This window comes from Nocardia sp. NPDC049935, assembly GCF_055586645.1.
In genome coordinates, this window is sequence record NZ_JBVJHV010000001.1 from 578245 (window position 1) to 592007 (window position 13763).

Annotated in this window: 15 protein-coding genes; 2 read left to right on the top strand and 13 right to left on the bottom strand. The window is 69.5% G+C overall.

What is annotated here, in order from left to right:
* Positions 1-13 precede the first annotated feature (13 nt).
* The 7 genes from ACZ6SF_RS02745 to ACZ6SF_RS02775 all read right to left on the bottom strand — a co-directional run bounded on the left by ACZ6SF_RS02745 (position 14) and on the right by ACZ6SF_RS02775 (position 6992).
* Positions 14-1069 carry an epoxyqueuosine reductase gene (locus ACZ6SF_RS02745; RefSeq protein WP_466061316.1) on the bottom strand — a complete coding sequence of 352 codons (1056 nt, stop codon included), beginning with the start codon at positions 1067-1069 and terminating at the stop codon, positions 14-16.
* A gap of 147 nt (positions 1070-1216) precedes the next feature.
* Positions 1217-2194: an SDR family NAD(P)-dependent oxidoreductase gene (locus tag ACZ6SF_RS02750; protein WP_466060153.1), complete on the bottom strand. Its 978-nt coding sequence runs from the start codon at positions 2192-2194 to the stop codon at positions 1217-1219.
* 4 nt (positions 2195-2198) lie between these two features.
* Entirely contained in the window at positions 2199-3473 is a 1275-nt protein-coding gene (locus tag ACZ6SF_RS02755; RefSeq protein ID WP_466060155.1) for a class I SAM-dependent methyltransferase, read from the bottom strand.
* Entirely contained in the window at positions 3470-4192 is a 723-nt protein-coding gene (locus ACZ6SF_RS02760; RefSeq protein ID WP_466060157.1) for a DUF1365 domain-containing protein, read from the bottom strand. Before ACZ6SF_RS02760 ends, ACZ6SF_RS02755 begins: the two co-directional genes overlap by 4 nt.
* Positions 4189-5514 carry an NAD(P)/FAD-dependent oxidoreductase gene (locus tag ACZ6SF_RS02765; protein WP_466060159.1) on the bottom strand — a complete coding sequence of 442 codons (1326 nt, stop codon included), beginning with the start codon at positions 5512-5514 and terminating at the stop codon, positions 4189-4191. Before ACZ6SF_RS02765 ends, ACZ6SF_RS02760 begins: the two co-directional genes overlap by 4 nt.
* A 182-nt stretch (positions 5515-5696) precedes the next feature.
* Positions 5697-6539 carry a MerR family transcriptional regulator gene (locus ACZ6SF_RS02770; protein ID WP_466060161.1) on the bottom strand — a complete coding sequence of 281 codons (843 nt, stop codon included), beginning with the start codon at positions 6537-6539 and terminating at the stop codon, positions 5697-5699.
* An 87-nt stretch (positions 6540-6626) separates the two neighbouring features.
* Positions 6627-6992 (bottom strand): hypothetical protein, encoded by a 366-nt coding sequence (locus ACZ6SF_RS02775; RefSeq protein ID WP_466060163.1) that lies wholly within the window; start codon positions 6990-6992, stop codon positions 6627-6629.
* A gap of 100 nt (positions 6993-7092) precedes the next feature.
* Between ACZ6SF_RS02775 and ACZ6SF_RS02780 the strand changes: the two genes are divergently transcribed.
* Positions 7093-7710, top strand: a complete 618-nt coding sequence (locus ACZ6SF_RS02780; RefSeq protein ID WP_466060165.1) for a lipocalin family protein — start codon at positions 7093-7095, stop codon at positions 7708-7710.
* Between the two features lie 9 nt (positions 7711-7719).
* On the opposite strand, the gene ACZ6SF_RS02785 is transcribed toward ACZ6SF_RS02780, so the two are convergent.
* Positions 7720-8130, bottom strand: coding sequence for a PPOX class F420-dependent oxidoreductase (locus tag ACZ6SF_RS02785; RefSeq protein ID WP_466060167.1), 411 nt, complete (start codon positions 8128-8130; stop codon positions 7720-7722).
* A gap of 131 nt (positions 8131-8261) precedes the next feature.
* Here ACZ6SF_RS02785 and ACZ6SF_RS02790 point away from each other — a divergent pair, with 131 nt between their 5' ends.
* Positions 8262-8684, top strand: coding sequence for a nitroreductase family deazaflavin-dependent oxidoreductase (locus ACZ6SF_RS02790; RefSeq protein ID WP_466060168.1), 423 nt, complete (start codon positions 8262-8264; stop codon positions 8682-8684).
* 9 nt (positions 8685-8693) lie between these two features.
* Here ACZ6SF_RS02790 and ACZ6SF_RS02795 read toward each other — a convergent pair whose 3' ends face one another.
* The 5 genes from ACZ6SF_RS02795 to ACZ6SF_RS02815 all read right to left on the bottom strand — a co-directional run bounded on the left by ACZ6SF_RS02795 (position 8694) and on the right by ACZ6SF_RS02815 (position 13690).
* Positions 8694-9431 carry a sterol desaturase family protein gene (locus ACZ6SF_RS02795; RefSeq protein WP_466060170.1) on the bottom strand — a complete coding sequence of 246 codons (738 nt, stop codon included), beginning with the start codon at positions 9429-9431 and terminating at the stop codon, positions 8694-8696.
* Positions 9428-10150 (bottom strand): FadR/GntR family transcriptional regulator, encoded by a 723-nt coding sequence (locus tag ACZ6SF_RS02800; RefSeq protein WP_466060172.1) that lies wholly within the window; start codon positions 10148-10150, stop codon positions 9428-9430. The genes ACZ6SF_RS02795 and ACZ6SF_RS02800 overlap by 4 nt, the downstream gene beginning before the upstream one ends.
* Positions 10151-10245: 95 nt before the next feature.
* Positions 10246-10788 (bottom strand): hypothetical protein, encoded by a 543-nt coding sequence (locus ACZ6SF_RS02805; RefSeq protein WP_466060174.1) that lies wholly within the window; start codon positions 10786-10788, stop codon positions 10246-10248.
* A 207-nt stretch (positions 10789-10995) separates the two neighbouring features.
* Positions 10996-12471, bottom strand: a complete 1476-nt coding sequence (locus ACZ6SF_RS02810) for a LuxR C-terminal-related transcriptional regulator (protein ID WP_466060176.1) — start codon at positions 12469-12471, stop codon at positions 10996-10998.
* Positions 12422-13690, bottom strand: coding sequence for an AAA family ATPase (locus ACZ6SF_RS02815; protein ID WP_466060178.1), 1269 nt, complete (start codon positions 13688-13690; stop codon positions 12422-12424). Before ACZ6SF_RS02815 ends, ACZ6SF_RS02810 begins: the two co-directional genes overlap by 50 nt.
* Positions 13691-13763: the final 73 nt, after the last annotated feature.

The following is a 13763-nucleotide window of genomic DNA, read 5'->3' on the forward strand; positions in this document are numbered from 1 at the left end:
CGCGTCACCCGCCCTACGCCGGGGTCGCCGGCCCGCCGGATCCGGTACCGCGCGGCCGCGGTCCGATCTGGTCGAGCAGGGTGTTGACCTCGTCCGGGAAGCCGTTGGTCACCGGTTTCACGGTTTTGTGCGGGAAGCGCTTGGTGGCATGCTCCTCGGCGGCCGATCCGGGCAGGACGTAGACGGTCTCCTCCTGCCGTTGCAGCGGGCGCACCACCTCGTCGAGATGGGCCCGGCGATCGTCGAGGAACGGGCCGATGACATCCTCACCCGCCGGGCATACCGCCATGCAGTAACCCGCCTTGTAGTTGGGTTTGAACGACAGGCTCTGCCACAGCGAGAACGATTCGCCGGTGGAGACGCGGGCGCGGTAGTCCGCGCGGTCGTCGCTGTCGGCCACGGTTTCGGCCCAGTCGGTGAACCCGCCCATGAACTCGCGGTAGTTGTGGGTGTAGCAGGCCTGGAAATCGAATCCGCCGTCCGGGGTGATGGCGCCGACGGGGCACGCGGAGACACAGAGTTTGCATTCCAGGCACGGATTGAAATCCAGTGGCGCACTCGGCTCGTCCACTACCGCATCGGTGACCACCGTCCCCAGCAGGATGAAGTTGCCGAACCGCGGATGGATGACATTGCGGTGTATCCCCATCACGCCGAGCCCCGCGGCCTCGGCCACCACCTTGTGCGCGATCACCCAGATCCGCCCCGGGAACCGCTCGACCTCCATGGGATATCCCGGGGCCGGATACACCGCGCGATATCCGGTGTCCTGCAGCGCCCGGGTGATCGCCCGCGAGACGGCGTTGGTCTCGTCGTCGGCATGGTTGAACTCGGTATTGGCGAGACTGCGCTGCGGGCTGCGGAGATTATCGCGATTCATCCGCACACAGAACGAGACGAACGTGCGGGCGGCGGGCAGGATCGTGCGCGCGGGCCCGGTTTCCTCGGCCACCCGGGGATCGTCGACGCGCACGAATCCCACATCATCGGCCCCCGCCTCCAGGCAGATCTCACGCAGCCGCTCGGCGGTGAGAACGGGTTCGGGCCTGCCGCGCGGCCGCGCGGCCATCCGCCGCACCGTCGGGTGCTCGGCGAACCGCCGGGGTGGTTCCGGGGTCGGGTCGATATCGGGCACGATGGCCTCCTGGGTGACGACGAAGTCGGGCCTCGCACACAATGACGGTGCGGGAGGCCGGGATTCATCGGTCCCGGGAGATCACTCCTGCCGCGGGCTGTGGGCCACGGTGACCCCGGCCGCGTTCAGGCAGTAGTCCCACAGCGCGAGCAGTTGTTCCTCGGAATAGCGGGTGTAGTTCAGGTAGTGCTCGTCACGGATATGCCGGTCGTGCCAGAAATGGCCCGCCATGGGCAGCTGGCGGGTGGCGGCCAGCCAGACGGCGGTATCGGCGCCCTCGTCCGGGGTGCGCAGCACCGGCCGCAGCGCCGAACTGAAGCGGGGGAGGGCGGCGGCGATACCGGGTGTGTTCACCCAGCCCGGATGCATACTGTGCACGCTGGCGCCGTGATCGGCGAGCAGTTGATCGAGGAGCGGGGTGAACGCGACCTGCATCCGTTTGGTGCGCGCGTACGCGGTCGCCCCGCGATAGGGACCGTCGTGGTACTCGGGATCGTCTGCGGGCAGCGGCTGGGTGTACATACCGCCGGACGCCACGAAAACCGTCCGGGCGTCGCCGGAGGCGGTGAGCAACGGGGTCAGCCGGTCGACGAGGCGCAGTGGGCCGAGGATATGGGTCGCCAGGGTCAGTTCGTGCCCGGCGGAGTTCTCGGTGCGTTCCGCCGGCAGGACCCCGGCGTTGTGGACGAGGACGTCGAGGGCCGGGAGTTCGCCGCGCAGCGTCTCCGCGCAGGCGTCGATACTGCCGGGTTCGGCGATATCGCAGCGGACGAGGCGGATATCGGCCGCGGGTACGACGGTACGGATATCGCGGCGCGCCCGGTCGCCCCGGTCGAGGTCGCGGACGGCGAGCACGGTCGTCGCGCCCAGCGCGGCCAGCCGGGTGGCGACGGCCTTGCCGATACCGGAATTGGCGCCGGTGACCATCGCGGTACGCCCGAGTAGTGCGTCCTCGGGCGGGTCGCCGGGCGTCCACCCGCGCGCCCGCAGATGGAAACCGAGCCGGCTGTAGCCCGGGAGCAGAGTGCGGTCGAGCAGGGTGTCCAAGGCGCGGATCACGGTGTCATCCCTCGTTTCCTCTGGTCAGCACGAACTGTTCGACATCCAGGTAGCCGCTGCGGAACCCGGCCTCGGCATAGGCGAGGTAGAGGTCCCACATCCGCCGGAAGACCGGGTCGAAACCGAGGACGGCGATCCGGTCGTTGTTGCGCAGGAATCGCGCCCGCCACAGGCGCAGTGTGTGGGCGTAGTGCTCCCGCATCGAGAACCGTTCGCTCACGGTGAGCCCGGCCGCCCGGGCGGTATCGGCGAGGAGCCGGGTGGAGGGCAGGAAACCCCCGGGGAAGATGTACTTCTGGATCCAGGTGTAGGTATCGCGGGTGGCCAGCATCCGGTGGTGCGGCATGGTGATGCCCTGCAGCGCGGCCCGGCCGCCCGGAGCGAGCAGGCTCTCGATCCGGCGAAAGTAGATATTCAGATATTCGCATCCGACGGCTTCGATCATCTCCACCGACACCACGGCGTCGTATTCGCCCGTGACCTCGCGGTAGTCGAGAAGATCCACCCGGACGCGATCGGACAGACCCGCGGCGGCGATACGGTCGCGGGCCAGGTCGCGCTGTTCGGTGGAGAGCGTCACCGAGCGCACGGTCGCGCCGCGTTCGGCCGCGCGCACCGCGAGCCCACCCCACCCGGTCCCGATTTCGAGGACCCGCGTACCCGCGCCGACCCCCGCCGCGTCGAGGACACGGTCGATCTTGCGCCACTGCGCGGCGGCGAGATCGGTATCCCGCGGGGCCGGATCGGTCGAGGTGAACAGCGCGCTCGAATAGGTCATCGTCTCGTCGAGGAACAGCGCGAAGAAATCGTTGGACAGGTCGTAGTGCCGGGCGATGTTGCCGCGGGTGTTGGCCCGGGAATTGCGTTCGGCGCGCGGATGGCGGGCCACGTACAGGCGGCGCAGCGCGCGCAGAGCGGCGGGGACGAGATCCTCGATCCGGGCGGCGAGGACGGTCAGCGCGGCGGCCGGATCGGGCGACGACCAATCTCCGGCCATATACGACTCCCCGAACCCGATCAGCCCGGAGGCACCCAGGCGGATCGCGAAATCGTCCGGGCGATGCAGTTCCAGCAGCGGCGTCGAGGTATCGGCGGGGCGCTGCCCGAGGACCGTGCCGTCCGGGTAGGCGACCCGCAGCGGCAGCCGCCCGACCGCGCGCCGGAACAGCCGGTCGGCCACCGGTGCGGCGAGCGCGGCGCGGATACCGGTGGGCAGCCGGTCCACCTCCGGCCAGGGATTCTCGGCAGGCGGGGACAGCGTGGACAGGTCGGTGGTCACCGCGACGGCTCCTCGATCGGTACTGGGGTGCGGGGTAGGACTGGCAGGCCGCGCAGCCACAGCCGCACACCCTGGATACGGATCCGGGCCGCGACCGCGAGCGGGGCGAGTGGCATCACGACGGCCGCGCGCAGGATGGCGGCGGTGGTCGCCGGCCGGCAGTGTCCGGACATCGACGCCGTGAGCACGGGGCGGTTGCGGCGCAGCACGATCGACAGCTGCAGCTCGGCGCCGGGTTCGGGGAGCAGCATCCGGTATTCGCCCGATACGTCGTTGAACGGTGAGACGTAGAACTGTTTGGTCGCGGTGGCGCGGCTGCGGGAATCGGTACGCAGCAGATAGGAGTACCGCTCGCCGTAGGTGTTGTGTACTTCGGCGACCACGCAGACCGGGATATCGCGACGGTCCCGGCACCAGTAGACGGTGAGCGGGTTGAACACGTAACCGAGCACGCGCGCGTTGGTCAGCATCGTCACCCGGCCGCCGTCGAGGTCGATACCGTGTTCGGCGGCGAAATCGCCGATGTTGCGGCGCAGGCTGCGGTCCGGGTCGCCCAGATGGTCGGCGGCGCGCAGGCCGGCGAGCGGGCGCAGCCAGCGGGGGAGTCGAGGCATATCGTCGAGATCGACGAGCCAGCTGTAGCTGCGATAGCGGAACCGGTGGTGGACCGGTGTGTGGCGGACGTGGTCGATGGTGGTGTACACCAGCCGGGCGGTCATGACGCGGGCAGAGGTCGCAGGAGCCTTTGCGGCCAGTGCGCGCCGAGCCGTTCGGCGGCGCGCAGCCCCGACACGGCGCCGTCCTCGTGGAAGCCCCAGCCGTGGTAGGCGCCGGCGAACGCGAGACGACGGCAGCCGATTTCACCCAGCCGCTGCTGGGCGGCCACGGACCCCGGGGTGTAGAGGGGATGTTCGTACACCATCCGATCGAGCACCGCGCCGGGAGCGACACGGTCCTCGTCGCCCAGAGTGACCAGGAACCGCGGCTCGGCGGGCTCGCCGAGGCGATGGAGCCGGGTGAGGTCGTAGCTCACCAGCACCCGGTCGGGCGTCGCGGTACACCCCGGCATCCGGTAGTTCCAGGAGGCCCGGGCGCGGGCGGCCCGGGGCAGCACCGAGGCGTCGGTGTGCAGGACGGTGTGGTTCACCGCGAACGGCATGGCCGACAGAACGGTGCGTTCGGCCTCGGTCGGCTCGGTGAGCATGTCCAGGGCCTGGCCGGGGTGGGTGGCGATGACGGCCGCGTCGAAGATCTGGACATCGTCGGCCTCGTCGCGGACGGCCACGCCGTCGGCCAGCCGGTCGACCGCCCGGACCGGCGTGCCGGTCAGGACCGCGTCGAGTCGTTCGGCGACCGCGCGGACGTAGGTGGCCGACCCGCCCCGCACGGTGCGCCAGGTGGGGGAATCGAACACCGTCAGCATGCCGTGGTGTTCGAGGAAGGTGAACAGGTAGCGCGCCGGGTACCGCAGCGCGGTGGCCGGATCGCACGACCAGACCGCCGACACCAGCGGCGTCAGGAAATGGCTCACGAAGTAGCCGGAGAATCCGGCCCGGCGGGAGAAGACGCCGAGGGTGAGCGCCTCGTCGGGAGCGGCGGTGAGTTCCGCGCGGGCCAGCCGGTGGAAGCGGGGCACCTCCGAGAGCAGGCGCAGGTAGCGCCCGCGGGCCAGACTGCCGGGCCGGGGGAACAGTCCGGCGAGGCCGCGGGCGCCGGCGTATTCCAGCCCGCAGCCGTCGCAGCGGACCGACATCGACATATCGGTTTCGCGGGTGGTGATCCCGAGCTCGCCGAAGAGGCGCGTCAATGTCGGGTAGGTCCGGTCGTTGTGCACGATGAATCCGGTGTCCACCCCGAGTTCGCGGCCGTCGTGCGTGCGCACCCGGTGGGTGTCGGCGTGGCCGCCGAGCCGGTGGTCGGCCTCGTAGAGGGTGACATGCGCGGAGCCGGACAGTACGTAGGCGGCGGTGAGCCCGGCGACGCCGCTGCCCACCACCGCGACCCGTCGTCCGGCGCGGACCGGTCCGTCCTGCTCGGTCATCACCATTCCTCCGATCGGCCACCACGGTTCCTATGCATCGAGTATGCATCGTTTCGGCTTCTACCGCGAGCCGAGGTGGAAATCCGGTCGACCGCCCGGCGGTGTGGGCGGGGGTGGTTCGGTGCGCGGACCCGAGCGGATGGGTCGAATTCCGGATCGGTGCGGGAGCTCCCGTATCCGGCTCAGGCGAGGTGGTCGAGAGCGGCGGTGAGGCCGGTGAGCCGCTCGATGCCGGCGGGCAGGATCACCGCGTCCCAGCCCGGGCCGCCCACGAACACGCGTGCTCCGGCCTCGGTTCCGGCGCGGACGCTGGAGGTCAGGGCGGTGGATTCGTGCTGGGACCACAGGGTGAGATCGGCCGGGTGCGAGAGTCGCGCGAGCGTATCGCCCAACGCCTCGGTGGGTACATCGGCACCGAGCATCTGCGCCCCCACGCCGTGCTCCGCCAGCGCGGCGCGAAGTACTTCCAGCGGGAGGGCATGGGTTTCGCCCGAAGTGCAGGCCAGCACAATCGGCCGTGGTCCCGGTGTGGCCGGCGGATTGGTGATGTGTAGCGCCGAGGTGATGCACCAGGACAGTAGGTGCTCGACATCGATACAGCCTTCACCGCCGGCCTGCCGGGTCACGATATCGGCAAAGACCGGGCGGCACAGCAGTTCCCAGGTGTCCACGACGCCGAACGCCTGGATATGTGCTACCAGCTGCATGGTCGCGGTGCGGTAGTCGAGACGGAATGCCGAGATGAGCAACGATTCCCGGTTGCCGGGCCGCGCTGCCGGTGCGCGTACCGCCGCCGCGGCGCCACCCGGAGTGGCGCCGTCCCGGATGAGCTGGAGCATCCGGTGCAACCGGTCGATATCGTCCTCGGTGTAGAGACGGTGGCTGCCGGGCCGGTGGCCGGTGGGCCCGATCTCGTAGCGCCGGTTCCAACTCCGCAGCGTCGCCGTGGGGATGCCGAGACGCTCCGCGACGGCGCGGACGGTGTATCCGGCCGAGGCGGTCGCCGGGGGTGGAGCGGTGGGCATCGTCTTATTCTGCCCGCTCGGGTCCGGCGCTCCGGTGTGGGCCGGACGCGGAGTGGCCGGCCGACAGTCGAGGCCACCGCAGCCGGGTCATTTCGCCCTCGTCGCGGCCACGCCCGCGGCGGCGCAGAGCAGACCCCAGCCCGCCGCCACGGCGACGGCCTTCCCTTGCTGTGGCCGGCCGCGCAGGGCGATACCGAGCACCGCGGCGTCGGAGAGATCCGACAGCACCCGCCCGGCCACGGCGACCCGCAGCGCCGGGGCGGTGGGCGCCACGAGTATCCCCAGGCCGGAGGCGATATCGCGGAACGCGGTGGTCCGGGCCAGGGCCCGGCGGCCCGGGTCGCTGTCGTCCCAGCCGCACGGTGCCAGCAGGACCGACGGGCGCGCCGCGACCGCGAGTCCGTAGCACGCTGTCGCCGCGCCGACGATCCGGGCGAAATGGATGGCTGCCATCGGTTACCTCCTGCGGGTCCCTATACGCATCGATTATGCATCTATATAGTGAGTGATGGGTACCACCGATGATCACACCGCCGATTCCCGAGGAGTCACCGTGACCGCCCATCGAGCCGTTCGCCGCACACTCGGCCTCGTCTCCGCCCTCATCGCGTTCGGCGCGTCCGCGGCCGGCGCCGCGACCCACGCCCAGCCCGCCCTGCCGCCCGGCCCGGCGCCGGTGCCCGCCCTGGAGCTCGACCGCTACCTCGGCACCTGGAACCAGCTCGCCGCGGTACCGCAACCGTTCAACCTGGAATGCGCGCGCGACACCCGCGCCGAGTACACCCTCGGCCCGCAGGGCGATATCGGCGTCTACAACCAGTGCGCGACCTGGTCCGGCGGGCGTAACGAGATCCGCGGAACCGCCAGGGTCAACGATCCGGCGACGCGGGCGCAACTGCATGTGAGCTTCCCGGGCGTGCCCGGCCAGGACGGTCTCGACGGTCCGACGAACTACATCGTCACCGCTCTCGCCCCGGACTATTCGTGGGCGCTGGTCACCGATCCGACCCGGCTCTCCGGGTTCGTCCTGTCGCGGCAGCCCGCACTGGACGCGCCGACCTGGGACACCGTGCGCCGCGCCATCGAAACGGCCGGGCAGAGCCCGTGTATGTATCTCACCTCGCCGACCACCGGCGGGCTCTCCGATATCGCCCCCCTGTGCCTGCGCTGAGGCGTATGTTCACCGCCGCAGCCGCGGCAGTCCCTCGGGGACCTCGATCTCGAGCCCGACTGCGGGCCCACCGTGCGGACGGAAGCGGCCGATCAGGGTGGTGAGGACGAAGATCCGGAACCTGGCACCGTACTTGGCCGTCATCGCCCGCTCGGCGATCCGCCGTTCGCGGCCGTCCAGGATCCGGGCACGGCCGGTACGCCAGGGCCCGGTCGGGGTGCCGTCGAAGGTGGACCGCGCCACCTCTACCTCGGGCCGGGCGGCGATCCGCACGACCTTGTACGAGCGGACGGGTGTGTAGGCGTACCAGCGGTCACCGGCGGGCGCCAGCCAGATCGGGGTGGTGACCGCCGAACCGTCGGCGCGGAAGGTGCGCAGGGCGAAGAACTGGTCGCCGTCGGGGTCGTCGGTGAACGCCATGATCGGTAGTGTGACAGCTCATCCGGTGACGCGCTGTGGCCCGGCGGTGACCCGGAACCGGGCCCCGGACCCGGCGGACCCGCCGCGGCGAGCAACCCGGGACGCCGCGGGAGTCCCTGCATAATGCGGATATGGCAGACGACTGGAACAACGGCATCATCAGCGAATTCCGCGAGAACGAAGGCCGGGTCGGCGGACCCTTCGAGGGTGCCCCGATGCTGCTGGCCCATCACCGGGGCCGCAAATCCGGCCGCGAAGCGGTGACGCCCATGATGTATCTGGCCGATGAGGGCGATCCCGATCTCGTCTACATATTCGCCAGCAAGGCCGGTGCCCCGACGAACCCGGACTGGTATTACAACCTGACCGACGCCGGGCAGGCCACCGTGGAACGCGGGACCGAAACCTATCCGGTGGCGGTGGCGGAGGTGACCGGTCCCGAACGGGACCGTATCTATGCCGAGCAGGCCCGCCGCTACCCCGGCTTCGCCGAATACGAGGAGAAGACGCGCGGGGTCCGCACGATCCCGGTGCTGGCGTTGCGCCGCGCCTAGAACGGCCCGCTACACCCCGCTCGCCTGATGCAGGGCTTTCGCGGTGGGGGAGTTGGGCACCCGGGCCGGGTCGGGATAGGTGCCGAGAACCCGGTCCGCGGTGCCCGCGGTGGTGACGGCGAACCAGTAGTGCTCGTTCTTGAAATGGTGCAGACGATGGTTGCGCCGCACCGCCCGCAGCACCGCGCCGCGCGGCTGATAGTCGGTGTGGACGAGATAGTGCGTCCATTCGTAGACCAGGCCGAGCACACCCACCGACACCAGGAAGGTCAACCCGAGCCCGATCCGGCCGAAGGCGAATGCCGCGATCGCCAGCAGTGCGGGCAGCAGCCACAGGAAGGTCTGCCACGGGATGAACACCAACCGGGTGACGCGCGGGTCGGCATGGTGTTCACGGTGTTTGCGGGCGAGGAGCGAATCGATGCGCCACCGGCCGAGAGTGCGCGGCCGCCAGTGCAGCACACAGACGTGGATGACCCATTCCGTGAAGGGGAACGTCGCCACCATCAGCACCGGGACGAGCGCGTCGGTGAGGTGCCAGTCGCCCACCACCACTCGCGCGAGGAGCGCGCCGGCGAGAAGCCCGGCGATGATCCACGGTGACGGCGCGGCCACGAAGCCCCGGAAGGCCTGCCGCAGCGTCAGACGGCCGCGCCGCGCGCTGCTCGCGTCGTCGGCGGCCAGGCGGCGCCGGGCCAGATCGTCGATATCGGCGTTGCGGGCGCGCCGGGTCTGCGGGAGGTTCATGTCGTGGACTCCAGACGACGGAGGAAGGTATCGAATTCCGCGGTGGCCAGGGAGAGCAACTCCTCGGCGCGGCTCGAGGCGGTATCCGCCTCACCCGCGATGACCGCGTCGGCGAGGCAACGGTAGAGCTCGGGGCGGCCGACCTCGGTATCCATGACCCCGGTCAGTGCCGCCATGGCCGGTTCGTAGACGCCCCGCAGATGGTTGAACAGCAGGCGGAACACGATCGATTCGGCGGCATCGACCAGGTGGTCCCAGAATTCGAGCGCGATACGCTGGCGGGCCAGCGGATCCCGCGCGGACGCCAATTCGTCCACCGCGGCGGTCAATTCGCGGGCGAGCCCCGGACCATCGCGCCGGGCGGCCAGGACGGCGACCTCCCGGCCCAGGGACGCCCGGGTCTCCAGAATGCTGCGCACGACGGACCGGTCGATCTCGCCGCCACGCAACAGCAGCCGCGGTAGCAGTTCCAAACCGCCCGAACGGCGGGGATCGCGGACCGTGGTGCTGCCGCCCTGTCGTATCTCCACCAGGCCGGCGCGCGCGAGGCGTTGCACCGCCTCGCGCACGGTGGGCCGGGAGACTCCGAGGGCTTCGGCCAGCTGGCGTTCGGCGGGCAGGGCCGATCCTGGCGGCAGTTCGCCGGTCAGCACATCGTCGACGAGCTGGTCGTAGATCTCGTCGGGCACCGAGCGCCGCGCGATCCGTTTCAAGGCCATACCGATGACCCTAGAATGGTCAGTGGTAAGAGGTCAAGTGGTAATACCAGTTATCGTGGCGCGCTCTCGCTTGCAGGTGCATGCATTTTCCATCTTCACAGTGATCTCGGTCCCGGGCGACGCCGTCGAATATTTCGACGAAGGCAGACTCGGGGCGGTGGTCGTGAACAGCCTGTGATTCCGGCCGGGGTATCGGCCGCGACTCGCTCCGGACCGTCGGCGAGCCGGCGCAGGGATGCGAGCCGGGCGAGGATTCCGGCGCCCGTCAGGGCCAGCTGTTCTGGCGGTAGCCCGCCGGTGTGATATTCGGCCAGCGATACGCAGAGGTGATAGGAGGCCGAGAAGATCGTCGCGGCCGGAAAGGTGCGCTGCACCGCGCTCTTCAGGTCGCTGTCTTTCTGCCACTGCTCGGCCGATGTCTGCGCGGCGGCGAGCGGGCTGCTGTCCAGGTCGCGACAGGCGATGCCGATCGTCGCGATCTCGTCCTCTCCCGCGATATCCAGCAGCAGGTTCCGGCACGCGATCCAGCCGTCGAGGGGCGGTGTGGGCATCCGCAGCACGAGTCCGGGCATATCGTTACCGGCGATGCGGGCCACCGCGATCCCTGTGCTGCCGACTTCCAGTGCGAGCGATGTCATTTCTTCACCGCGGAGGTGAGGGGATCTCACCGCGGAATGCCGAGGTGAATGGGCGTATTGGTATTGCATCGGTCGACGGGCGCTGATAATTCGTGGCGGTAATCGGAGAATGTTCCGGTTGCGGTCCGCACGTCACCTCCTGAATCATTACATCGCGTAACGTATCGTAGGTTTGGGATCTCCCGTGCGTCAACCGAATGCTTCTCGTTACTCGTCCCCGAGAAGCAACCGCGCCAACGCTCGTCGGTTGCTTACCCCGAGTTCGGGAAAGGCGCGATAGAGATGATGAGAGACGGTTTTGGGACTGATCTGCAGCCGGGCGGCGATTTCCCGGTTCGTCGCGCCGGCGGCGGCGAGGCGCACGACCTGTAACTCTTGCGGGGTCAACCCGCCGGCCGCGTCGACGATGGCGTCATCGGCATTGCCTTCTCCGGCCGCGCGGAGTTCGGTACGTGCCCGCTCGGCCCACGGCCGGGCGCCGAGACGCTCGAAAGTACCCATCGCCGAGTGCAGCAGACTGCGCGCCTTCAGTGTCGAGCGCTCACGGCGCAGCCATTCGCCGTAGAGCAGGCCGGTACGGGCGTGGTCGAACCAGCGATGGGCTTCGGCGTGCAGGGTCAGCGCCCGCGCGAACGCGCTCCCGTCCTGCTCGAGTAATCCACGGCAACGCAGAAAGTGCGCTTCGATCCAGGGCGCCGGGTTCGCGGCACACCACCGCTCCAGGAGAGCCATGGGTTCGGCGGCCCGGGCCGGGTCGCACCGGGCCGCTGCTTCGATGTGATCGCTGATCAAGGGAATCCAACAACCGATGGCGCGGTCGCTGTGTTCGCTCGCCGCTTCGAAGTGGACGATCGCCGAATCGTGACGCCCATAGCCCAGGTCGAGCAGGCCCAGCGCCCACTGGGCGGTCACCGCGCCGGTGGTATCGAGAACCGGTGTCGCGCCGGGAAGGTTCGCCTCGGCCAGCGTCCGGCACACTTCCTGCTCGCCCCGTACGGCCGCGAGAACAGCCAAACCGGCGCCGGCGCGGTGGGCTCGGTCGGGCTGGTCGATATCGCGAGCCGTTCGCAGGCTCTCGGTGAGGAGGGCTTCCGCTTCCGTGAAGTGGCCGAGCAGTGTTTCGGCTGTGCCGAGCGCAATGCCGATGATCGGGAGCCGCCCCGTCATCCCGCGTTGGCGGCAGATCGTGTTCAGCTCCATCAGGAGTGTGCGGGCGTCATCTGTCGCGCCCGCGCTCATGGCCTGTAGCGCGAGAATGAATCGGATCGAGTGATCCTCGGCGAATCGGGTCCGGGCGAGAGGAATGGCCCTCCGGACCGTGGAAACGGCGCGGATCAGGTCGCGCGTACCGTCGCGGAAGGCGATCTGGCCGTCCAGTACGGCCGAGTACTCGTCACCTGCAGTGCCGAGGTCCAAGGCGTCGATGGCGGCCTGGGCGGTGCGTAACCGGGACAGGTCCGGATCCGGCCATATCGCTCCCGCGGCGTAGACATGCATGCGTGCCGCGGCATCCGGATCGACAGGACGCAGGTGCGCGGCGGCATCGGTGAACGCGGTGTAGGCGCCGCGCGGGTCGCCGTGTGCCGAGAATATGCGGCCGCGCGCTGCGGACAACCGCGCCAGATCCGCACGATCACCGTCGAATGCGGCGATCTCGTTCACCAGCCGGAGTGCGCGGTGCACCTGTCCTGCCTCGATATTGGCTTCCAGGGCCGGCCAGCAGGCGCCGATGGCGGGCCGCCGGGGCGGGCGACAGATGGCCCGCACGCTCGGAAGCGATCGCGGCCCGCCGGAATTCGGTATCGCGACGAGCGTGGCCGGCGACTGCCTCCAGCGCGAGTGCGGCAGTTTCGTCGGGTGCGGTCGCGGCGGCGGCCAGATGCCACGCTCGTAGCTCGGGGTTGTCGATGCTCGCCGCGATGGCCGTGTGCACGAACAGGCGCATGCTGTAGGGAGCCATTCCGTAAGCGGCCGCTCGCTCGAGCGGATGCCGGAAAGCGATCGAGTATCCCGAGATGCTCACCACTCCGGTTCGTTCCGCGGGATCCAGCGCCGTGGCGGTCGAGCCGAATTCGGTGAGCACACGCAGGGCGACGATCAGACTCTCACTGCAATCGGCGGCGACTACCAGCAGCGCGATTCGAGTGTCTTCGGGTAGGGCGAGTATAGGGCGCTCGTACTCCCGCCGAAGGCGGTCGGTCAGTGCCAGTGGTCCGATGGTCGGCAGATTGCTGTTGGCGATGGGCAGTTCGAGAAGTGCAGCGGGATTCCCGGCCGCGGTGTCGAGAATCCGCTCGCGGGTGTCGGCGGGCAGTCCGGGAAGCCGATCGTTCAGCAGGGACCTCGAGTTCTCTCTGCACAGCGGTGTCAGGCGCGTTTCGGGGAAACCGTAGACGTGCTCGTGTTCGCGGGCGAACACGAGCACGGCCGATCGATGTGCGGTGAGTCGTCGTGTGGCGAAGGCCAGGGCGTGGAGGGAGGGCGGATCCCACCAGTGCGCGTCATCGATCAGGCAGAGCACCGGGCGTTCGGCAGTGAGCGTCGACCACACCGTGAGCAACCCGAGACCTACCCGGTAGTTGTCGTCGTCCGCCGGGAGCGGTCGATCGTGTGCTGTCGAATGCGCCGCTGCGGGCGCCGGTTCCGGTAGGAACCCGCCCGCGTCCGGCATAGGCGCGAGCAGCTGGTGCAGTCCGCCGTAGCGAAGCCCCGCTTCCTGCTCGGTTCCGCAGCAGCGGAGGACCAGCCAGTCGCCGTCCACCAGTGTTGCCGCGTGTCCCAGTAGCGCGGTCTTGCCCTGACCGGGTGCACCCGTGATCAGCAGTGCACTACCGCGACCGGCTCGGCTGTTGTCTATGAGCGTCGCGATCTGTTCGATGACATCATCTCGACCGTGCAGCACGCGGCCGGTATTCCCTTTCTGTCGACTGGTCGGCTGTCTCCCGGTTGCGTCCGGGCGGGCCGTGCGGTGACCG

Bases quoted from the DNA above. Each gene is read 5' to 3' on its own strand.
- ACZ6SF_RS02745 (WP_466061316.1), bottom strand. From the start codon at position 1,069: ATGGCCGCGCGGCCGCGCGGCAGGCCCGAACCCGTTCTCACCGCCGAG.
- ACZ6SF_RS02760 (WP_466060157.1), bottom strand. From the start codon at position 4,192: ATGACCGCCCGGCTGGTGTACACCACCATCGACCACGTCCGCCACACA.
- ACZ6SF_RS02765 (WP_466060159.1), bottom strand. From the start codon at position 5,514: ATGACCGAGCAGGACGGACCGGTCCGCGCCGGACGACGGGTCGCGGTG.
- ACZ6SF_RS02770 (WP_466060161.1), bottom strand. From the start codon at position 6,539: ATGCCCACCGCTCCACCCCCGGCGACCGCCTCGGCCGGATACACCGTC.
- ACZ6SF_RS02775 (WP_466060163.1), bottom strand. From the start codon at position 6,992: ATGGCAGCCATCCATTTCGCCCGGATCGTCGGCGCGGCGACAGCGTGC.
- ACZ6SF_RS02785 (WP_466060167.1), bottom strand. From the start codon at position 8,130: ATGGCGTTCACCGACGACCCCGACGGCGACCAGTTCTTCGCCCTGCGC.
- ACZ6SF_RS02790 (WP_466060168.1), top strand. From the start codon at position 8,262: ATGGCAGACGACTGGAACAACGGCATCATCAGCGAATTCCGCGAGAAC.
- ACZ6SF_RS02795 (WP_466060170.1), bottom strand. From the start codon at position 9,431: ATGAACCTCCCGCAGACCCGGCGCGCCCGCAACGCCGATATCGACGAT.
- ACZ6SF_RS02800 (WP_466060172.1), bottom strand. From the start codon at position 10,150: ATGGCCTTGAAACGGATCGCGCGGCGCTCGGTGCCCGACGAGATCTAC.
- ACZ6SF_RS02805 (WP_466060174.1), bottom strand. From the start codon at position 10,788: ATGACATCGCTCGCACTGGAAGTCGGCAGCACAGGGATCGCGGTGGCC.